The 19,884-nt window shown below is 36.1% G+C and carries 25 protein-coding genes; 11 read left to right on the forward strand and 14 right to left on the reverse strand.

What is annotated here, in order from left to right:
* Window positions 1-67: 67 nt before the first annotated feature.
* The gene (locus tag C9E89_RS03865) at window positions 68-1,438 is read right to left on the reverse strand and encodes a dihydrolipoyl dehydrogenase (RefSeq protein WP_107008273.1); all 1,371 of its coding nucleotides are present in this window, start codon (window positions 1,436-1,438) and stop codon (window positions 68-70) included.
* A gap of 144 nt (window positions 1,439-1,582) precedes the next feature.
* On the opposite strand from C9E89_RS03865, the gene C9E89_RS03870 reads away from it, so the two are divergent.
* Window positions 1,583-3,118, forward strand: coding sequence for a hypothetical protein (locus C9E89_RS03870; RefSeq protein WP_107008274.1), 1,536 nt, complete (start codon window positions 1,583-1,585; stop codon window positions 3,116-3,118).
* A 384-nt stretch (window positions 3,119-3,502) separates the two neighbouring features.
* On the opposite strand, the gene C9E89_RS03875 is transcribed toward C9E89_RS03870, so the two are convergent.
* Window positions 3,503-3,838 (reverse strand): TIGR01244 family sulfur transferase, encoded by a 336-nt coding sequence (locus C9E89_RS03875; RefSeq protein WP_107008275.1) that lies wholly within the window; start codon window positions 3,836-3,838, stop codon window positions 3,503-3,505.
* 123 nt (window positions 3,839-3,961) lie between these two features.
* On the opposite strand from C9E89_RS03875, the gene C9E89_RS03880 reads away from it, so the two are divergent.
* The 4 genes from C9E89_RS03880 to C9E89_RS03895 all read left to right on the forward strand — a co-directional run bounded on the left by C9E89_RS03880 (window position 3,962) and on the right by C9E89_RS03895 (window position 6,551).
* Window positions 3,962-4,864, forward strand: a complete 903-nt coding sequence (locus tag C9E89_RS03880; protein WP_107008276.1) for an alpha/beta hydrolase — start codon at window positions 3,962-3,964, stop codon at window positions 4,862-4,864.
* The gene (gene trxC, locus C9E89_RS03885) at window positions 4,861-5,289 is read left to right on the forward strand and encodes a thioredoxin TrxC (protein ID WP_107008277.1); all 429 of its coding nucleotides are present in this window, start codon (window positions 4,861-4,863) and stop codon (window positions 5,287-5,289) included. The genes C9E89_RS03880 and trxC overlap by 4 nt, the downstream gene beginning before the upstream one ends.
* A 77-nt stretch (window positions 5,290-5,366) precedes the next feature.
* The gene (locus tag C9E89_RS03890) at window positions 5,367-5,735 is read left to right on the forward strand and encodes an acyl-CoA thioesterase (RefSeq protein ID WP_378227166.1); all 369 of its coding nucleotides are present in this window, start codon (window positions 5,367-5,369) and stop codon (window positions 5,733-5,735) included.
* 72 nt (window positions 5,736-5,807) lie between these two features.
* Entirely contained in the window at window positions 5,808-6,551 is a 744-nt protein-coding gene (locus C9E89_RS03895; protein ID WP_107008279.1) for an SMI1/KNR4 family protein, read from the forward strand.
* Window positions 6,552-6,593: 42 nt separating this feature from the next.
* Here the strand turns inward: C9E89_RS03895 and C9E89_RS03900 are convergent, their stop codons facing one another.
* The 3 genes from C9E89_RS03900 to C9E89_RS03910 form a co-directional block, all read right to left on the reverse strand.
* The gene (locus C9E89_RS03900) at window positions 6,594-7,112 is read right to left on the reverse strand and encodes a nuclear transport factor 2 family protein (protein ID WP_107008280.1); all 519 of its coding nucleotides are present in this window, start codon (window positions 7,110-7,112) and stop codon (window positions 6,594-6,596) included.
* Between the two features lie 145 nt (window positions 7,113-7,257).
* Window positions 7,258-7,761 carry a DUF4442 domain-containing protein gene (locus tag C9E89_RS03905; protein WP_107008281.1) on the reverse strand — a complete coding sequence of 168 codons (504 nt, stop codon included), beginning with the start codon at window positions 7,759-7,761 and terminating at the stop codon, window positions 7,258-7,260.
* Between the two features lie 28 nt (window positions 7,762-7,789).
* Complete coding sequence (locus tag C9E89_RS03910; RefSeq protein ID WP_107008282.1) at window positions 7,790-8,278, reverse strand: YajQ family cyclic di-GMP-binding protein; 489 nt, start codon at window positions 8,276-8,278, stop codon at window positions 7,790-7,792.
* 91 nt (window positions 8,279-8,369) lie between these two features.
* On the opposite strand from C9E89_RS03910, the gene C9E89_RS03915 reads away from it, so the two are divergent.
* Window positions 8,370-8,684, forward strand: a complete 315-nt coding sequence (locus C9E89_RS03915) for a rhodanese-like domain-containing protein (RefSeq protein ID WP_107008283.1) — start codon at window positions 8,370-8,372, stop codon at window positions 8,682-8,684.
* Window positions 8,685-8,745: 61 nt separating this feature from the next.
* On the opposite strand, the gene mnmC is transcribed toward C9E89_RS03915, so the two are convergent.
* The 4 genes from mnmC to C9E89_RS03935 all read right to left on the reverse strand — a co-directional run bounded on the left by mnmC (window position 8,746) and on the right by C9E89_RS03935 (window position 12,169).
* Window positions 8,746-10,683 carry an FAD-dependent 5-carboxymethylaminomethyl-2-thiouridine(34) oxidoreductase MnmC gene (gene mnmC, locus C9E89_RS03920; RefSeq protein WP_107008284.1) on the reverse strand — a complete coding sequence of 646 codons (1,938 nt, stop codon included), beginning with the start codon at window positions 10,681-10,683 and terminating at the stop codon, window positions 8,746-8,748.
* A gap of 64 nt (window positions 10,684-10,747) precedes the next feature.
* Window positions 10,748-11,236 carry a hypothetical protein gene (locus C9E89_RS03925; RefSeq protein ID WP_107008285.1) on the reverse strand — a complete coding sequence of 163 codons (489 nt, stop codon included), beginning with the start codon at window positions 11,234-11,236 and terminating at the stop codon, window positions 10,748-10,750.
* Between the two features lie 4 nt (window positions 11,237-11,240).
* Window positions 11,241-11,543: a YciI family protein gene (locus tag C9E89_RS03930; protein ID WP_107008286.1), complete on the reverse strand. Its 303-nt coding sequence runs from the start codon at window positions 11,541-11,543 to the stop codon at window positions 11,241-11,243.
* A gap of 14 nt (window positions 11,544-11,557) precedes the next feature.
* A complete protein-coding gene (locus C9E89_RS03935) occupies window positions 11,558-12,169 on the reverse strand; it encodes an inner membrane-spanning protein YciB (RefSeq protein WP_107008287.1) in 612 nt (203 codons plus the stop codon).
* Between the two features lie 47 nt (window positions 12,170-12,216).
* On the opposite strand from C9E89_RS03935, the gene C9E89_RS03940 reads away from it, so the two are divergent.
* Window positions 12,217-13,068 (forward strand): PHP domain-containing protein, encoded by an 852-nt coding sequence (locus C9E89_RS03940; protein WP_107008288.1) that lies wholly within the window; start codon window positions 12,217-12,219, stop codon window positions 13,066-13,068.
* 131 nt (window positions 13,069-13,199) lie between these two features.
* On the opposite strand, the gene C9E89_RS03945 is transcribed toward C9E89_RS03940, so the two are convergent.
* Both C9E89_RS03945 and radC read right to left on the reverse strand, forming a co-directional pair.
* On the reverse strand, window positions 13,200-14,111 hold the full coding sequence (locus C9E89_RS03945; protein ID WP_107008289.1) for a bestrophin family protein: 912 nt from the start codon (window positions 14,109-14,111) through the stop codon (window positions 13,200-13,202).
* 52 nt (window positions 14,112-14,163) lie between these two features.
* Complete coding sequence (gene radC / locus C9E89_RS03950) at window positions 14,164-14,886, reverse strand: RadC family protein (RefSeq protein ID WP_107008290.1); 723 nt, start codon at window positions 14,884-14,886, stop codon at window positions 14,164-14,166.
* Window positions 14,887-15,000: 114 nt separating this feature from the next.
* On the opposite strand from radC, the gene coaBC reads away from it, so the two are divergent.
* The 4 genes from coaBC (at window position 15,001) to C9E89_RS03970 (ending at window position 18,488) form a co-directional block, all read left to right on the forward strand.
* Window positions 15,001-16,266: a bifunctional phosphopantothenoylcysteine decarboxylase/phosphopantothenate--cysteine ligase CoaBC gene (gene coaBC, locus C9E89_RS03955; RefSeq protein WP_107008291.1), complete on the forward strand. Its 1,266-nt coding sequence runs from the start codon at window positions 15,001-15,003 to the stop codon at window positions 16,264-16,266.
* Between the two features lie 217 nt (window positions 16,267-16,483).
* Window positions 16,484-16,858 carry a cytochrome b562 gene (locus tag C9E89_RS03960; RefSeq protein ID WP_107008292.1) on the forward strand — a complete coding sequence of 125 codons (375 nt, stop codon included), beginning with the start codon at window positions 16,484-16,486 and terminating at the stop codon, window positions 16,856-16,858.
* A gap of 159 nt (window positions 16,859-17,017) precedes the next feature.
* Complete coding sequence (locus tag C9E89_RS03965; protein WP_378227164.1) at window positions 17,018-17,905, forward strand: methylated-DNA--[protein]-cysteine S-methyltransferase; 888 nt, start codon at window positions 17,018-17,020, stop codon at window positions 17,903-17,905.
* Window positions 17,877-18,488, forward strand: a complete 612-nt coding sequence (locus C9E89_RS03970) for an alpha-ketoglutarate-dependent dioxygenase AlkB family protein (RefSeq protein WP_228198979.1) — start codon at window positions 17,877-17,879, stop codon at window positions 18,486-18,488. Before C9E89_RS03965 ends, C9E89_RS03970 begins: the two co-directional genes overlap by 29 nt.
* Before the next feature lie 11 nt (window positions 18,489-18,499).
* On the opposite strand, the gene C9E89_RS03975 is transcribed toward C9E89_RS03970, so the two are convergent.
* The 3 genes from C9E89_RS03975 to grxC all read right to left on the reverse strand — a co-directional run bounded on the left by C9E89_RS03975 (window position 18,500) and on the right by grxC (window position 19,881).
* A complete protein-coding gene (locus C9E89_RS03975) occupies window positions 18,500-18,979 on the reverse strand; it encodes a hydrolase (RefSeq protein WP_107008294.1) in 480 nt (159 codons plus the stop codon).
* A gap of 145 nt (window positions 18,980-19,124) precedes the next feature.
* Window positions 19,125-19,583 (reverse strand): protein-export chaperone SecB, encoded by a 459-nt coding sequence (gene secB / locus C9E89_RS03980; protein ID WP_107008295.1) that lies wholly within the window; start codon window positions 19,581-19,583, stop codon window positions 19,125-19,127.
* A 40-nt stretch (window positions 19,584-19,623) separates the two neighbouring features.
* Window positions 19,624-19,881, reverse strand: coding sequence for a glutaredoxin 3 (gene grxC / locus C9E89_RS03985; RefSeq protein ID WP_107008296.1), 258 nt, complete (start codon window positions 19,879-19,881; stop codon window positions 19,624-19,626).
* Between the last annotated feature and the right edge of the window lie 3 nt (window positions 19,882-19,884).

The following is a 19,884-nucleotide window of genomic DNA, read 5'->3' on the forward strand; positions in this document are numbered from 1 at the left end:
AGTTAGAAAATATAAATTCGATAAAAAGTAGGAATAACTGTTTCAATTATTCCTTGTTATATTTTTATTAATCTAATTGTCTCCTTGCATGTTTTAAAGCAGTGCGTAATCCTTCCTCAAGTGTTGGATGATAAAAAGGTTTTATAAGAAGTTCATCAAGGGTCACTTCTTCAGCGATCATCCAAGAGAGTAAGTGTGCTAGATGTTCAGCAGATTCTACAAAAAGTTCTGCGCCTAAGAGCTTTTTTGATTTTTTATCGATATAAATTTCAATAGCACCTTTATTTTTACCTAGTACGAGGGCACGTCCTTGTTTTTGATAGGAGGCGAAGCCAGTGATAAAATCAATGTTTTGTTCTTTTAAGGTTTGATAGCTTTGTCCTACTGTTGCCATTTCAGGTGAGCTAAACATAATAGCAAGTGGTGTTAATGTCTTAATATTTTTAATTGGAGTATTAAGACAGTTATGTGCAGCCATTCTACCTTCATGAGCTGCTTCATGTTGAATAGGTGTATTTGTAAAAGCATCCCCAATAATAAAAATAGGTAAGCTTGCTAATTGCTTCGTCTGAGTATTGACAGGTAGTTTTTTTAGATCTTGATATTCTGGATGAATATTTTCCAAACTTAGGGTGTTTAGCAAAGATTGTCTACCTGTAGCAACTAATAAATAATCAACCTCAAGCTTTTTATTTTCATTATTTTGAGAATAATGAATTTTTACTCCTTGTGTTATTTTTTCAACTTTTTGTGGTAGTGTTTTAAATAAAATATTTAGCTCTTGAGAAATAGTCAGTTGTGCTAACTCTTGTAATTGAGGGCTTGAAAGAGCACCAACTTTTTGACTACGTGCAAAAACGGTTGTCTCTACACCAAGCCGTTGCATTGCTTGGGCTAATTCAATAGCAATTACACCACTGCCTATAACAGCTAAAGATTTGGGAAGTTTCTCTAATTCAAAAATTTGGTCGGATGTAATCAGGCGTTCTTGTAATTCTTTTTTCCATTCTGAATCAAAGGTTGGTGTTGAACCGACAGCAATGATAAAATTTTTAGCTTGATATTGTTGTTGATTCACTTCAATAGTGTTGTGATTAATGAATTTTGCTTTACCTGAAATTTTATGTGAATTATCCCAACTTTCTACATCTTTTAATGTCGCTTTTGTAAATCGGTCACGAAGTTGGCGCACATGAGTCATGATTTGTGTTGTATCAATTTCTGCTTTAATCGCTAATCCAACTTCATCGGCATGTTGTATATCATATAGACGATTTGCACTTGAAATAAGAACTTTACTTGGCATACAGCCAACACGTGCACATGTTGTATCCCAAGGACCATCATTAATAATAAGCAGATTTTGGGTATATTTTACAGCTTCTTTATATGCAGCAATACCTGCTGTACCTGCACCAATAATAATAAGATCTAACATATTTCAAATCCTTAGCTATAAAAGGGATATTTAGTGTCTATTATCTATATATCATTATTTACACAAAACGTGAATTGTGGTTACATAGCAGGGATTTTAATTACAAATTTACTAAGAAAATAACCATAGGGTTTGGGGTAATCGATGACAAATAATAAAATGCATTTGAAGCTATCTGCTATTGCGATTTCTATTTTATTAGCAAGTTGTGGTGGTGGTGGGAGTGATGGCTATTTTGAGAGGGGAAATTCGGGTGGTGGAACAACAACACCTCCTACAACACCTGAAGCTGTTAAAACAAATTATCATTTAGTAATTTCATCAAATAAACCATCAATGTTAATCTCAGGAGATATTGCAACAATTACAATAAAACTTGTTGATGAAAATGGTGGTGGTGTAGTAGATCAAGATGTAACGTTAGCTATTGAAGATACCATTACTAATGGTATTACTATTGATGGAGCATCTAAAGTTAAAACAGATACATCTGGAAACGCAAACTTTAATATTAAACTAGATGCTCAAAATATTAAAGATAAAGCAGCTTTACTCGCAAAAGGTATTCGTTTAAATGCTTCGTTTACTGATGGAACGAAAAAAACGATTACACAAACAACGATTTTAAAAGCGCTTGAATCAATTAATAGTGAAACATCTACCGCGCAATATTTCCTAAATATGTCAACGAATAAACCAACGTTGCTTGTAACAGGGGATAATGCAAAAGTTACTATTAAGGCAGTAGATGTGAATGGTGGTGGGGTAGAAGGACAAACAGTTACTCTTGCTATTCAAGATACTTTAAAAAATGGCGTGACGATTGATGGTTCATCAAAGGCTTTAACAGATACTTCTGGTAATGCTGTTTTTAATATTTCATTACCAGCAGCCACAGGTACAAATGCAACTAACCTATTGGCGAATGGTATTACTTTAAATGCAGAGTTAACAGATGCGAATGGTGTAACAAGTAAACAATCAACAAAAATTTCAGTAGTCTCTGCTGCGGTTGCACAACCTATAGGAAATATCACATTTGGTAATTCGGGCGAATTACAAAAGACTGCTGATGCAAATTATTACAGTGAAGCAGCTTCTGCACATGTTGTTGATATTAATGGTAAACCTTTAGCAAATCAGACAGTTACACTTTCATTAAAAGTATTATCTGCTGGAACTGGTGTCTTTTATCTCAAGAAAGGGCTTGATCAAGCTAAAGATGGTCAAGTTTTAACTTTAAAATCGACACTTGCTGATCCTAAATTAACTGATGCTGAAAAAGTTCAGATTGAAGCATTAATTGAAGCATTAGAAAAATTTGAAAATGATGGTCGAGATCAAAATTATTGTCAATTAAATGACTTGAAAAATACACAATTGGCAACAGGTTTTGTTTCTCCGACAGGCGAAATTAACACAACCTTCACTTATACAACGGACAGTACTGGTAAATTTGACTTTAGAGTCAATTACTTACGTCGTTATGCTGGTTGGCAAAGTGTTGAAATTACAGCTAAAACAAGTGTTAGTGGTAAAACACTCCAGTCTAGTATGAATTATCGTTTAGGAATTTTAAAAACAGATTTGGACGCAGAAACAAGTCAACCATTTGATACCAGTCCTTATGGAAATGAATGTAATAATTACTCATTTCCTTGGAGTTATTTATTAAAATAATATAGTTAAAAACAGCGCCTCGGCGCTGTTTTTTATAGTATAGAGATTAAATAGAACTTCCCATACTCACACCAACAGTTGGCTTAACATTCATTGAGCTACATGCTGCTAGGCTTAAACAGCATAAAATAACCAAAAGAAATTTGTTCATACATTAAAATCCTCATACTTTTGAGCGTTTATTTTCAATCTAAAAGAAAAATAATTGCAGTATAGTAAGGAGAGAATAAAAAGAAATCTGTTGTAAATAGTTACTTAAGTTGTAAGTTTTAAAAATAATTGAGCAAACTAAAAATCAAAAAAATGAGGATATAGTGGAATTGATCTATAACTTTAATTTTGTATTTAAAATCATCATTAATGTTATAGATCAAAGCGAATAAATTAGTCGTCTAATAAATCCATCTGTTTTGCAAGTTGGTATAAGTTATTTGAGCGATTACCTGTACGACAAAACATTAAAACAGGTTTAGGTAGTTCATTGAAATGATTCGCAAAAGCACGTACATCCACTTCAGTAATTTGACCTGCAACTACAGGCTGATAAACATAATCTAAACCAGCATTACGTGCTGCTTCCTCAATTTGAGCACTTGTAGGTTGTTCAGAACCACCTTCTAGATCTGGGCGGTTATTAATAATCGATTTAAAGCCTTTCTCAACGACTTGAGAAATATGTTCAGAACCAATTTGACCTGCAAATCCAACATTGTCACTCATGATGACGCTCCACAATATTTAAAAAAACTATGTTAGTATCATAGCATTAAGCTTTGTCTTACTATTCAGTGATGAAGCAATTTATAAGATAAAACTAACAAAATATAACGTAATGGAGTGCTTATGTACGCGTATACAGTTGAGCCACTGTATGTACCAAGCGGTCAGGAGGTCATAGCTGCTGATTTTTATAGACCTAAAAATATAAAAAAACCAGCAGTAATTGTAATGGCACATGGATTTGCAGCTTTAAGACAATTTCGTCTGATTGAATATGCGAAGCGATTTGCACAGGCGGGTTATGCAGTTGTGTTATTTGACTATCGATATTGGGGTGGGAGTACGGGCTCTCCTCGTGAACAAATCTCATTAACAGATCAACTGAATGATTGGAAAACGGTTGTCGCTTATGTCAGTACCAAAAAATGTATTAATCAACGAAAAATTATATTGTGGGGAACATCATTAAGCGGAGGATATGTATTAACACTGGCTTCTGAAATTAAAAATATTCAGGCAGTGATGGTGCAAATTCCATTTGTAGATGGTGCCGAAACTGCGAAACTTTATCCTATTCATTACTTACCTAAAGCCTTGAAATTATCTAGTCAAGATTATATGAGTACTAAGATTATTGGAATGCAGCCAAAGACCTTACCCGTTGTGCATCCTTTTAACTTATGTTTTATTCCAACGAGAGAGAGTTACAATGGTTATATGTCGATTGTAAATCCTGACTATTATTGGAGTGGTGAAGTTCCTGCACGGGTATTTTTTAATTTAATTCGTTATCGTCCAATTCAAACTGTGAGAACAATTAACATTCCTGTATTGTTTATTGCTGCTAAAAAAGATCAAGTTGTACCGATTGCATCAAGTCGTGAAGCTGCAACGAATATTGCCCCTTTTGTGCAATATTATGAGTGGAATATCTCCCATTATGATATTTATCATGGTCAATGGTTGGAAAAAGCAATTTTGACCCAATTAGAGTTCTTACATCAACATATTGGAGTGAGCTCATGATCATTGTATGTCCAGCATGTGGCGCGAAAAATCGTGTCCCTGAAGATAAATTAACTGCACAACCAAGCTGTGGTCAATGTCATCAGAACTTAGTTCCACTTGCTCCAATTGAATTAAATGAGCAAAATTTTAGCCATTTTGTGAGCAATAGTGATTTACCTATTTTAATTGACTTATGGGCTGAATGGTGTGGACCTTGTAAAATGATGGCACCACATTTTGCTGAGGTTGCAAAAAATAATCCGCACGTGATTTTTGCTAAAATTGATACAGAAGCAAATCCTCGTTTAAGTAGTGCTTTTAGTATTCGTAGTATTCCAACATTAGTTTTAATGAATAAAACGACAGAAATTGCTAGAATAAGCGGCGCTTTACGTTCTAGTCAGTTGCAAGAATGGTTGGATCAGCAAGTGCAAGCTTCTTAATCAATTCTCAGCTTGGAGTTAATGTGTCAGATTCTCATGTAAAACCTGAAGGTACGCTTTCCCTTCAAACGATCGCAATGCCAGCAGATACCAACTGGAGTGGTGATGTCTTTGGTGGTTGGATTGTTTCACAAATGGATTTGGCTGGTGCAATTCATGCTGAGCGTTTTAGTAAGGGACGCTGTGCAACGATTTCAATTAATCAAATGACTTTTTTAGTTCCAGTCAAAGTTGGTGATGTCATCAGTTGCTATACCAAAATTTTAAAAGTAGGCAATACATCAATTCAAATGCAGATCGAAGTATGGGACAGCCATGACAGTTCACGTTCTGCAAAACGGGTAACCGAAGGTGTATTTACCTTTGTTGCAGTTGATGTCACTGGAAATAAACGCCAAATTCCTGATGAAGTCAAAGAGAAGTTTTTTGCTGCGCAAAGTGCTTAACTTTTCAATTAAAAATCCCAACATTGTTTGGGATTTTTAATTGAAGTTGGATTGAAAATAATAAGGAATAAAATGAAAAATTTTGGAAGTGTTTTTAAGGAACAAAGTAAATCTCCAGTTTCAGATCTCGAAATTGCGGTTTTTGAGCAACAATTAAAAACTGAGTTACCTTTAGATTACAAAGAATATTTGAAATTTTATGATGGTGTTCAACCTATTCACGAGGTTTTTTTAATATCTAAAGAAGAAGGGGCTTCGTTATTACATTATTTTTTTGGATTGAAAGAAACAAAATATGAGAGTTTACAAGAGAATTTAAATACATTTTTAGAATTACAAGAATATCCTGAATATGCGAAGACAAGTGAATTTTTAGCGATTGGACGAGATCAGGGTGGAAATTTACTTGCTTTGAATATTGCAGATCATAAAGATCATCATGTTTATTTTGTTGAAGTTCATGGGCTAGAAAATCCAATTTTTCGTGTTGCTTCAACTTTCACTGAGTTTCTAGAAAATCTTTATACATTGTCTTATAAGTCTGAAATTGAAAGGATAATGAAAATTGGTACACTTGAGGAGCTGAAAGCATATATTGGTGAAGACGTAGATATTTTGTTTAATAAGGATCAATATAATAGAGATCTTTTGCTTTATTCGGTGATTTGTATTCGTGAAGATTTTGTTGAATATTTATTACCTTTTTATGGCAAAGAACAAATTGAGGCTTCACAAGAAACAGCTTTAAGTAACTCAATTTTATTTGAAGGTTACGAAGGAATTATTTCTAAACTCAATATTGCTTTAAGAGAATAAGCGTAAAGTTTTATTCTCTTAAATTGCAAAGATCAGTGGTTTTTAAAACATCGTATTGGTGTTAGCACTTTGTGCAGGAACGTCTTGTTGTACATCCCAATGTTCAACAATTTTACCATTTTCAACTCTGAAAATATCAACAATTGCTACACCACGGTCTTGGTCGTTTTGGGTAGAATGAACATGTAAAAAGACTAAATTATCTTCAGCTACCGCACGTTTTATTACGCTTTTTGCTTCTGGATGTTCTTGAAAATGTTGAGTGAAGTAATTTACAAAAGGTGCTTTGCCATCAGGAACATGTGGATTATGTTGAATATATTGATCACCAATATAAAGGTCAGAATAGGCTTTGACTTGGTGTTTTAAAAATACGCCTTCATAAAAATCGACCACAATTTTTTTGTTTTGTTCAGCTTGTTGTGTAGATGAAATTGCATTAAGGGTTTTATCGGTGACAGAGGCAGCGACTTGGTGAGGGTTTTGCTGACATGCAACAAGTAACAAAGCCGTAAGAATAGAGCCAAGTGCTAAAGTTTTTTTAACAGTAAATACTGACATTTTTTTCTCAAGATGATTTTTGAAATATCATCTTGATGTTTTATGGATGATCAATAAAGTGAATAATCGTCACTTATTTTAAGTAATTTGGTAAAATTTTAACTTACCTAAAAGTAAGTTTTATTTACATTTATTTGATTTTTAGTTACTTGTTTTTCAGATGTGACTTTGCAACCCAAGCCCAAAGCATTTCACATTGAATAGGTTCTTGTCCTGACTCATCTTTTACGATGACATGAACAAGGGTTTCACCTTTTTCACTTTCTTGCATCATTTTACGTTGTTCATCTGTGAGCGTTGCAACGGCGGTTAAACCACCTTTAGATGGACGTTTAAATTGAATATTCATGTGTTTGATGAGCACAATGCATGAGTCAGGAATATTCATTCCTGTTACAAAACCTGTTGCAGTTTCAGCGACTAAAGCCATGGCGCAAGCATGTGCTTGACCAATATGATTTTGCATATTTTTATTATTTTCGATTTTCACTTCAACGCGTGAAGGGGTGATTTCTACATAACGTAATTTTGCTGTACCAACCATAGGTACGACTCGACCAAAAGCTTTACTGAGAATTGTACTTTGAATTCCTTTTGGAAGTTTTGAAGTGGCATTTACCAGCTTAGATAGACGATTGGTCTGAGTCATAATTTAACCTATAGCAAACAGGAAAGACTTAGTCTTTGAAGTTATTAAATTGTAAAGGAACACCAAACTGCTGTTCTTTTAAAAACGCCATGACTTGCTGTAAAGTATCGCGCTTTTTATCGGTCACACGAATTTTGTCACCTTGAATAGATGATTGCACTTTGATGCCACTTTCTTTAATGGCTTTATTAATTTTTTTTGCAGTATCAGAGTCAAGACCATCTTTAAGTTTAATGACTTGGATCACGTTTTTACCAGAAGCCGTCATTTTTTGTGGATCAAGTGCTTGAATATCGACTTTGCGTTTAAAGAAATGATTTTCAAGCATGCTATAGACTTGCTCGCATTGGAAATCACTTTCAGTTGAAATTTTAATTTCTTTGGCTTTTTCATTTAATTCAATAGAAACATCCTGTCCGCGGAAGTCAAAACGAGTTAAGATCTCTTTTTGAGTGTTTTGAACTGCATGATTTACTTCAAAAACTTCTAATTCTGAAACAATATCGAAAGAAGGCATGGTTTAGACCTTTACAAAGTGAAAGAATATCTGAGATGCTAGGGATGTTTTCTTCATTTGCCAAGTGTTGTTTACATCAAAGGAGTGTACAATGATCCGTAAACAAGAAATTACAACATTTGAGTTCCCAGAAAATGCAATTATCTGGGATGTTCGTGATGCGAAAGCTTTTGCTGAAGGGCATGTTAAAGGCGCTGTTAATCAGCCCATAGACAGCTTAACTGCGGAAAGTTTAACTCAAGTGGATTCGGATCAGCCTATATATATTTTATGCGGTGGTGGCAGTAAAGCACCACGTGCGGCTGAAAAATTAGAAAGTTTAGATGACTCTCGAGATTATGTCGTGCTTATGGGTGGTACACGTGCAGCACGTGATGCGGGCTTGCCTTTGGAGCAAGAAGCATAAAAAAAAGCGCCGTAAGGCGCTTTTTTAATATTGAAAATAAAAAATACTTTTTAAAAATAACTTAGCCATTTGGTGCTTGATAATAAGGTTTACGTACACGTACTTTCTTTTGACCTCGTTTGGGGCTGAGTTTTTCTAATAAAGTTTGTGAAATAGGGCAAGCTTCTTTTAAAACCAATGCAGCTAAGACTTCACTACACAACGGCGCAAATAAAAAACCTTTTGAACCTAAACCTGCTAGTGTATACAGCTCAATGTGCTCAACACCTTGCCCAACGACTGGAAAATAATCCAAAGTTTGTGCGCGTACAGAAGCACGACCTTGCCAAGTGTCTATACTGGGTAAAGTTTTGGCATATTCAGGAAAGGCATCTTCGATCAGACTATAATTATGAGCATGGTCTTCAGGCAGTACTTCTGTATCATCACGTTCAGGGTAAAAAGAAGCACCTGTAATCAAATGTTCAGCATCGAATTGCATACAATAACCACCAAAGCTATAGGCAAATTGGGGATTTAAAGTTTTATGACTATTTTTAAGCCAACTAACTTGTCCTCGAATTGCTCTAAGGCGTGGATAATGTGAAAAAAATGCTTGGCTTTCACGCGCACAACAAATAATAACGTGATCAAATTTCCCTAAGCTACTTTGATTTTCATCTAAAAGTTGAAGTTGCGTGTCATGCTCTGTATTTTTTGCACAGCTCGAAATATGTGCATGCTGGAAATGAATCAAAGGATGTTCAAGGATCTGATCACGAAGTTGATGTGGTAATACAGCACCTGCTTGTTTTAATTTTAAGTTGTCATATTGGGTTTTCAGCTCAAAGTTGCTTGCGACACCATATTCAAAAACCTCAGAACTATATTGTTCAACTAAAGCCAATGCCTCTTCTGGGTTTTTTTGCAGCATTTGATGAATACTAAGCGGGCGAAAAGCATGAAACTGAGGATAGTAGTGCTTGGCATATTGCCATGCTAATGTCATCAAATGATCTGATGTCTGTGCAATTGGGCTAAGTTTTGGATTCAGTAAGGCAAGGGGGTTACCTGAAGCACCTGCCAATGGCGCTGATTGGTCGTAAATGCTGACTTGATGACCACGCTCGGCAAATGCCCATGCAGCACTTAAACCTGCGATTCCAGCGCCAATAATCGCAATCTGGCGCTGAGTAAAGTTAGGGGATGCATTTAATACAGTTTTTTTTTGAGTTAAATGAATATTTTCAGAGGCTTCATTGTTTGAATCAATATTTTCCTGTGTTTCTGGTGCATTCCACATCGCTTTGAGCATTTCACGTTTATGCCCAAAACCTTTTGGTCGTGAAATTGAGATACCATGTTGTTTTAAACCGCGTTTTAGTACCCCTGCAACACTAAATGAAGCAAAGCTTGTTCCAACGTCAGAAAGTCGAATAATATGATGAAGAATATTTTCTTCCCATAAATCAGGATTACATGACGGCGCAAAACCGTCTAGAAACCAAGCATTGACCTGATGTGTTTTTGCCATTAAAGGAAATACATCATGTGCATCACCAAGCCACAGATCAATAGAAAAACGTTCATCAGGAAAGCTTAAACGGTGACAACCTGCAATTGGCAATGGATATTGTTGAATGAGTTGTTCTGCCAATGGCTTAAGTTCAGTCCAAACATTCAGAGCACGAATCAAATCTTGTTTAGACAATGGAAATTTTTCAACGCTAATCGCATGTAAATGACTGTGATTATTTGGACGTACTTGTTGCCATAACTGCCATAACGCTAAAATATTTAGACCTGTGCCAAAACCTGTTTCACCCACACTAAAATATTCAAAATTATTTAAATTTGCTAAACGATCGGGTAGCTCATTCCCATTTAAAAATACATGGCGTGTTTCAAGTAATCCATTATCTTTTGAAAAATAGACATCACCAAATTGTTTAGAAATAGGAACTTCGATTCCATCAACACATTGCCAATCTAAGTCGGCGGTTTGAATGGCATTTGACAACGTAGATAACCTTTTAAGCGATTAAATAAGTGAGAAAGTGGTTAGACGAGGCAAAGTCAGTGGCTTACCACTGACGACGACGTTTGGTATAAATATAACTTGCAATTAAAAAACCGAGGAGTACGCCAACTGCAATTGTGGCAGCACCATACAAAAACATTTGAGCACTTTGTTCACTTTGTAACACTTGAACTTGTACACCTAAATTATCATTTTTTAACTGTAATTCTTGGTTTTGTGTAAGGGCTTCTAAATTGGCTTTTTCAAGTTGTTGTAGACGAGTTGCTTGGTCTTTGACCAAAGCTTTGACTTTTGCATCTTGAGAGGCTTTTTCTTTGACAATTTGTTCGGCTGTTAACGGTTTATTCTCTTTAAGCTGTGCTTGATTTTGTACAATTGCATTTGCACCAGCCACAGCAGGAATAATACTGGGTTTATGAGGTTGAGTAAGTTGACTCTCAGTCGTTGTGGTAGCGCTTGGAGCTGGTTCAGCCCATGAGAGGGATGAACCAAATAGGGATAAAACAACTAAGCTTGGGATGACAGCGCGCATCATTTTATCCTTTAGGAAACGCTTTATTAAATGGTTTGACATCCACATGACTATAAACCCGTTCTTTTAGGAAAGGTTCATCTTTTAACCATTCATCTAGTGCTTCACGACTTTCAAAGTCTAAAATCATCGTGCTGCCGTAAAAACCTGCTTGAGGGTTTTCACGATCTTTTGGCATTGCACCAGCAACGATTACACGTCCTTCAGCATCTAATTTTTCTAAACGAGCAATATGTTGAGGGCGAACTGCAAGACGTTTTTCAACTGTACCATCTTGGTCGGTACAGGTAATGACAAATAAAGGCATGAAATCTGACCTAATTAATCTGAGGTTTTAAAATGTTTTCTTAAGCAAAACAGTATAACAGCTAGGTAGCTCAAGGATACGATAATATCGCCAAATGCAGTAAATTCGCCCCAGTATTTGCCATCCATATACAAGAAACCAAAAAAGTAATGTAATGCTGCTAATAGAAAGAATTGACCACACCATGCCCAGTTTAGACGCATCCAACCTTGACGTGTTAAATCTAGCATAGAGCCTAGCATCTTTTGAATAATCGGTAAGCGTTCTTTGTTAAACAAAGGTGTAACTAAAAAGCCTATACCTATACCAAGATTTAAAATGACTGCTTTCATTTTAATAAAAGTAACATCGCTAAAAGCAAGCGTAACTCCACCAAAAATCAAAGACATAATGACAATAAACCATTGCATCTTTTCGAGTTTGAATTTTTGAGCAAAGAATAAGCAGCCATAGACCACAAGGGTCGAAATCATCAACGCACAAGTGGCAACCAAAATATGGTTCTGATCGGCATTGCCTGTACTGCCAATGAGTTCAAGGAGAGGATGTTGATTGTCTTTGGGATCTGTCGTTTTATAAAAATAAAAGAAGATAATAATAGGTAGGTAATCAAATAGCGCTTTCATGCTACAGTACAATATTCCAATTTTGGTGGCTTAGCATAATACAAACAATGATTGGTGTCGATTTACATACGCATAGTACAATTTCAGATGGAACTTTCAGTCCTGAAGAATTAATAGAAGCTGCACATGCACTGGGTATAAAGACCTTTGCATTGACAGACCATGACACGATGGATGGTGTGGTACGCGCGCAAAATTGTGCTGAACGTCTGGGAATGCAACTGATTTCAGGGGTGGAAATCTCAAGTCAATGGTCACGACCTGCTACAAAAAAAAGTTATGGAGTACATATTGTTGCATTAAATATGCAAAATCCTGAGCCATTACAACAACTTTTAGCAGAACAAAAAAAAATTCGTGCTGTACGTTCCAAACAAATTTGTGACTTGCTGATTCCTTTAATTGGTCAAGATATTTATGCCGATGTCATTGCAAAAGTAGACGGTGAAGCGGATCGTGTGACACGAACGCATATTGCTAAAACTTTGGTTGAAAAAGGTATTGTACAACGTCCACAACAAGCCTTTGATAAATATATTAAAGAAGGTAAAAAAGCCTATGTGAAATTTGATGGTTTAGGTCTAAAAGAAACCATTGATGTGATTCATCAGAGTCAAGGCTTTGCCGTATTGGCACATCCAACACGTTATGATTTATCAGCAACCAATATTCGTTATCTGATTGAAATTTTTGCTCAATTTGGTGGCGATGCTGTCGAGCTTCCACCAGCGATTGAGTCCGTATCTACCCGACAAATGGTCGATCGGATGATTGAGCAGTTTAATTTAAAAGTATCGGTTGGTAGTGATTTTCATGGCAGTCATATGCCTTGGATTAAACTGGGCAATATTCCACGTGTAAAAGAAGGGCAAGTGGGGATTTGGGAGAGTTTTCATTAATTCATCGTTTAATTTCTCTCTAACCTTATTCCTAAAAAGAAGCAAAACTTCTTATTACTGAAATTTAGAATAGATAAAGCTTCTTCTTGTGGAGGAATGTTAGGTTAGGATCAGAGAAAAGAAAATTCGAGTTAAAGCAAATTATGATCCTGTGCTTGAATCGGCGGTGGTGTTGGTCGACCTAAAGTACCTAATAACTCGATCTCAATCGTACGTACCATCGCATCTAAGGGTAAATCATTACTTTGTGTACCAAAAGGTTCTTCAATTTCAGAGCTTAAAGCATCTAAGCCTAAAAATGTATAAGCTAAAATTCCAACTAAAAGTGGTGTTGCTAAACCCAATAATGAGCCTAAACTAAAGGGCAACATAAAACAGAAAAAATACACAGTACGATTGAGTAAAACAGAATAAGCAAAAGGTAAAGGTGTCGTGGCGATGCGGTCACAACCTGTTTGTACAAGACTTAATTCATTAACATGCTCATTGAGTTGAGTGTAAATAATATCGGAAATTTCACCTTCTTTCAGAGCTTGCATCAGCTCCCATTGGATCAAGCTGAGTGTGTATTGGGGGGCATTGGACTGTTGATATAGCTGTTTTAAAGCCTGTTGACTCATCCCACTCGTTTCAACTAAGACATCGGGACTTGCTGTTTGGTGACGTAAGCGATCGCGTAATACATTTGCAAAAACAATAACATGTTGAATAATTCGCTCACGACGACCTTGAGGGAACATACGACAATCACGGTCAAAATGGCGTGCATTGGCAATGAGCATGCCCCAGAGTTTACGTGCTTCCCACCAACGGTCATAACAAGCCGTATTTTTAAAGCCTAGAAAAATTGATAGTACAACACCGATTAATGTAAATCCGACTAAAGGTAATTCTGGGAAACGATATAGACCCGTATATTCAATTCCACCCACAATGGCAGAAATCAGCATGACAAAACCTAACGGTGGTAGTACCTTGGGTAAAATTGTGCCACGCCATGAAAAAAGTAGTTTAAAAGTATCGTTTTGTTCCCGAACAATCATGTAAATCGAATCATTTATTTTTCTACGATCTTCCTCACTTCCTCACACCTTGTCAATACGATTTCGTAGTTAAATGTACGGCTTTGATTTGTTGATGCTCTGCAAATGAATAATTTTTATCTATTGTAATGATAATATGATCAATGAGTTGAATTTCGACTAACTGACATGCCTGAAAAATTTCTTCTGTTAATTGTAGATCTGTTTCCGAAGGCAATGCTTGACCATAAGGATGGTTGTGTGCGATGACTAAAAAAGTCGCTTGCTTTTGGATGGCATAACGTAAAATTTGATTGATAGAAATAGAACAATAATTAAGTGAACCATAAAATAATTTTTTAAAACTAAGTTTGCGTAATTGGCTGTCTAAGCACAACACAGCAAAAACTTCTTGTGTTTCACCAACCAGTTCATAACGTAGGTATTCTTGAATTAAATCAGAACGACTTAAGTCCATTCCTTGGTATAAATGATGTCTTAGATAGCGCCGCCCTAACTCTTTAACTGCCATCAGTTGTGAGTACTTCATTTCAGCAATACCATGAAATTGTTTTAAATCTTCAAGTGCGGCATCAAATACACGATTTAAACTACCAAAATGTTGAATGAGTAAGCGTGCGAGTTCAACAGCAGAGTGCTGTTTTGATCCTGAGCGTAAAAATATTGCCAATAATTCGGTATCAGAAAGACTTTCTGCACCTTGCTGAAGTAAACGTTCTCGTGGGCGTTCTTGTTCTGGCCATTCTTTGATAGAGGATTTTGTGGAATGATTCATTCTTATTCACTGTATTGATTTATTTTAATTTTCACTTTTCTCCTTTGAGTTACTTGGGAGATACATTATTTAATGATATTGTGAGCGCCACTGCAACAGAAAGGTAGCCTGATCGTGAGTTTCGATCTCAGTGTATTTTCTAATAAAAATATTATTCTTGCTGTCACTGGCGGAATTGCGGCATATAAAAGTGCGATTCTTGTCCGTCGTTTAAAGGATTATGGTTTTAATGTTCGTGTGGTCATGACTAAAGGTGCTCAGGCATTTATTACGCCATTAACCTTTCAGGCATTATCAGGTAATCCAGTTCATACTGAATTATTAGACCCCGAAGCAGAAGCGGGCATGGGGCACATTGAACTGGCACGTTGGGCAGATTTAGTTTTGGTTGCACCTGCAAGCTGTGACACGATTGCTAAGTTTGCAGCAGGTTTAGCAGATGACTTACTCAGTACATTATATTTAGCCACGAAAGCACCTGTTTGGGTTGCACCTGCAATGAATCAACAAATGTGGGCAGCAAAAGCAACTCAACGTAATCTCAATACGTTGGTTGAAGATGGTGTACATGTCATCATGCCTGAAGCAGGTTCACAAGCATGTGGTGATGTGGGTTTAGGTCGTATGCCTGAGCCTGAAGTATTAGCTGAACAAGTCAAAGATTATTTCCACCAAGCCCAAAGAGCAATTGCAGAAAAATTTGGTTTATTGGCAGGGAAAAGAGTGACAATTACGGCAGGTCCTACACGTGAAGCCATAGATCCTGTGCGCTATATTTCTAATCATAGTACTGGGAAAATGGGCTTTGCGATAGCTGCTGCATGTTATAGCGCAGGAGCAAAAGTCACTTTATTAGCAGGTCCTGTGAGTTTAGATACACCAAATGGTGTGAAACGTATCAATGTTTCATCTGCCTTAAAAATGCTAGATGAAAGTATGAACCAGCTCGAAGAAGGCTGTGATATTTTTATCGCAACCGCAGCCGTAGCAGACTATAGAGTGGCTGAAGTTGCTGAACATAAAATTAAAAAATCGGGCGATGAACTCAATGTTTCGCTGATTAAAAACCCTGATATTGTCGCAACGATTGCTCAGCAAGAAAAGCGCCCATTTATGGTAGGTTTTGCTGCTGAAACACGTAATGTCGAAGAATATGCAGCAGGTAAGCTTGTAGCAAAAAAACTAGATATGATTGCTTGTAATGATGTATCTCGTGCGGATATTGGCTTTGCTTCAGATCAAAATGCCATGATTGTGTTCTTTGCTGAACAATATCAAATGGAAAAACGGGATTTAGAGAAAGCATCTAAACAAGAAATTGCTCAGCAACTTGTTGAGGCAATTCATGATGCCTTACATCATGAAATAGAACCCGTTTAATACGATTTAATATTTTAATGATTGAATATTTTAAGATGTATTGCTTAGGTGAAATAAGCTGATCATAACCAAAGAAAATGCAACGAATTCGTTGCATTTTTTATTTGCAATTTTCAATGATTTTAAATTATGTTTAAGCATATAAATGGACAATAAATATAACACTATTGCGCTATTTAATTTTTATTTACAGCCACAGTTTTAAAGGATGATCGAGATGATCAAAAAAACTTTAGCCACGATGATACTTGCTTCAACATTTGTCATGAGCTCAATGAGCTTTGCTGCAAGTCTAGAAGATAATATGAAAACCCTTGCGAAAAACTATAAAGCATTTAATCAGAGTAATAACGCTGCTGATGCCAATAAAGCTTTAGATAATATGCGTGTTGCAGCAAATGATGCTAAAAAAGTTAAACTTAAAGGTCGTGGTGATACACAAGCTCTAAGCTCAACACAATTATATGATCAGATCATTGCAGAAATTGATAAAACTCAATCATTGGTCAAAGGTGGTCACTTAGATCATGCCAAAATAGAAGCAAAGAAAATTGCTGAGATTCGTGATCAAGGGCATAAAATTTATCGTTAAATTGATCATCAAATTTGAAAGTTAAATCTGTCCCTTTTAAAGCCGCATTGAGATGCGGTTTTTTATGGTATGAAATATTAGAAAAGTGCGCATGATCTGGATTTATTTTTATCTTTTCGGTTGATAAGGTGGTTTAAAAGCAAGACGAAAAAGGAGAGCATGATGCAGCAACATATACAGTTTGAGCGTATTGCCAAAGCCATCGAATATATTCAACAGCATTTTAAAGAGCAGCCTAATTTAGATCATGTTGCGGCACAGCTTCATTTAAGTCCTGCACATTTTCAACGTTTATTTACAGAATGGGCAGGGACTAGCCCTAAAAAATTTTTACAATACATCAGCTTACAACATGCTAAGACACTTCTAAATACACCAAAATCATCTTCTATTTTAGATGCGAGTTTTGCGACAGGTTTATCAAGCTCAAGTCGTTTGCATGATTTATTTATTCAAATTGAAGGAATGAGTCCTGCTGAATATAAAAATGGTGGTTCAAATTTATGTATTGAATATGATCTGGCAGAAACACTTTTTGGAAAAGTCTTTATCGCTTCTACATCTAAAGGAATTTGTGCGATGAGTTTTGTGGAAAATAAAGATCAAGGTTTGCAAAATTTAAAAGAAAAATTTTCAAATGCACAGTTTTTGGAAAATAAGAATGAAAGACAAAATAATGCTTTAGATTTTTTTCATGCGATCAAGCGAGGTCAAGAAAAAGATCAAAAACAGCGTTTAGCACAAATAAAATTGCATCTAAAAGGTACAGACTTTCAACTCAAAGTATGGGAATGTCTATTAAAAATTCCTCAAGGACAATTGTCGAGTTATGGCGAAATCGCTGAGTATATTGGAAATCCAAAAGCCTCACGTGCCGTTGGAACCGCAATTGGTCATAATCCTGTGGCATTTTTAATTCCTTGTCATCGTGTCATTCAAGCTACGGGTGCTTTAGGAGATTATCATTGGGGAAAGACACGCAAGAGCGCAATGATTGGCTGGGAAGGAGTACAGTGTGATGAAACGTCTCGCAATGAATCATATTGACCCACAACAAAATTTATTACCCTATGACGGTTATGTCTATTATTTAGGTCAAATATTGACTGAAACTGAAGCAAATGATTATTTTGAAAAGCTACTGATGTCCATTGCATGGCAACATGATCAAGCCATTATTTTTGGTAAAACCCTAACGACAAAAAGAAAAGTGGCATGGTATGGCGATCAAGCATTTGAATATACATATTCCAACATTCACAAATATGCTTTGCCGTGGACACCTGAATTATTGACATTAAAAGCTTTGGTCGAAGCCAAGACAAATGAAACCTTTAACGCTTGCTTATTGAACTTATACCATACAGGTGACGAAGGAATGGCATGGCACAGTGATGCTGAAAAAGACTTAAAAAAGAATGGTGCCATAGCATCATTAAGTTTTGGTGCTATACGAAAATTTGCATTTAAACATAAACAAAGTAAAGAAAAGATAGATGTCATTTTAGAAAATGGTAGTTTATTGGTGATGAAAGACACTACACAGACGTTTTGGCTTCATCGCCTACCACCGACCAAGAAAATAAAGACAGCAAGGATTAACCTAACATTTAGAACGATTGTTGAGTAATTTTGTATGTTCTATGATTCGTCACGGCGAATTAAAAAGCCTATTCCACCAATTGCCAATCCAACCAAACAGCCATAAAAAATAAATGAATAAGGCACTAAAGTTGCCAGTATTTGCGTTTGACTGAGTGGGAAAAATGGATACATATCTGTATGCATGAGCGCATCTAAAAATACATGACTAAAACTACCAATGAATGCACTCAAGATTGCAGTTTTCCATGAGATTTGCCAGTTACTTTCTTTGAAAATGACTCTCAAGGTAAATTCGCTGATCGGCTTCCCGATCACGATGGCAATGCAGCCTATGAGCAATGCACCAAGTAAATGATGAGTGTAGAGGTGTAAAGTGTTCCAACCTAAAATCATGCCAAATAAGGGTTCCAAATCCATTAACACTTGTGTACCTGCAAAAATCATAAAACTAAATTGTTGATGAGCAATCGCTTTGCAGCTTGCACCTAAGCCTAAATGTAATGGGGTAAATGGCATGTTGAAGCCTTTATTTTTTGTTTATTTTCAAAATTATAAAATGGTGTTGTTGTGAGGAGTGTGAAGTTTAGGTGAAATCGAAAGCGCATCAAAATAAAAAAAGACCGCATAAAGCGGTCTTTTTAGCAAAGTCATGGCTTAAAAATTAAGCTTGACCTTCAACAGCAGCGGCTTGAGCACGTTCCATATTTGCTTCGAACTCTGCATCAAAATTGATTGGAGTAAGAAGTAATTGTGGGAAGCTACCTTTAGTCACTAAATCATTTACCGCTTCACGAAGGAAAGGGAATAAAATATTTGGACAATATGCGCCTAAGATGTAAGGAAGACGGTCTTCTTCGATTCCATCAATAAGGAAAATACCCGCTTGAGTGACATCAACGATAAATGCAGTTTCACCTGCATTGTTGGCTTGGACAACAACTTTTAAAGACACTTCAAAGTGAGTAGGATCTACTTTTTCTGCAGAAGAAGACAAATTGATGTTTAACTCAGGTTGCCATTCTTTAGTAAAAACTTGTGCTCCTGGTACTTCAAAAGATAAGTCTTTTGCATAGATACGTTCTAAAGCAAGTTGTGGTTGAGCTTGTTGTTCTTCAGTCATTCTTTATATTCCTTAAGATGAATAGCTAATGTACAGTTGTTTATGCCAATAAATCGTCAAGTTTGCCTTCTTTTTCTAAAGCGTAAAGCTGGTCAAACCCACCAATAAATTGATCTTTAATAAAAATTTGTGGCACAGTACGGTGACGAGTTTTTTGCATAAGCTCAACTTTCACTTCAGGTGCCTCTTGATCGAGATTGATTTCGGTAAAAGCAACACCTTTACGCTCAAGAAGACTTTTTGCACGAACGCAATATGGACAGAAAGTGGTTGAATATACGATTACTTCAGCTGTCATTTT

The organism is Acinetobacter sichuanensis (assembly GCF_003024515.2).
Taxonomy (GTDB): domain Bacteria; phylum Pseudomonadota; class Gammaproteobacteria; order Pseudomonadales; family Moraxellaceae; genus Acinetobacter; species Acinetobacter sichuanensis.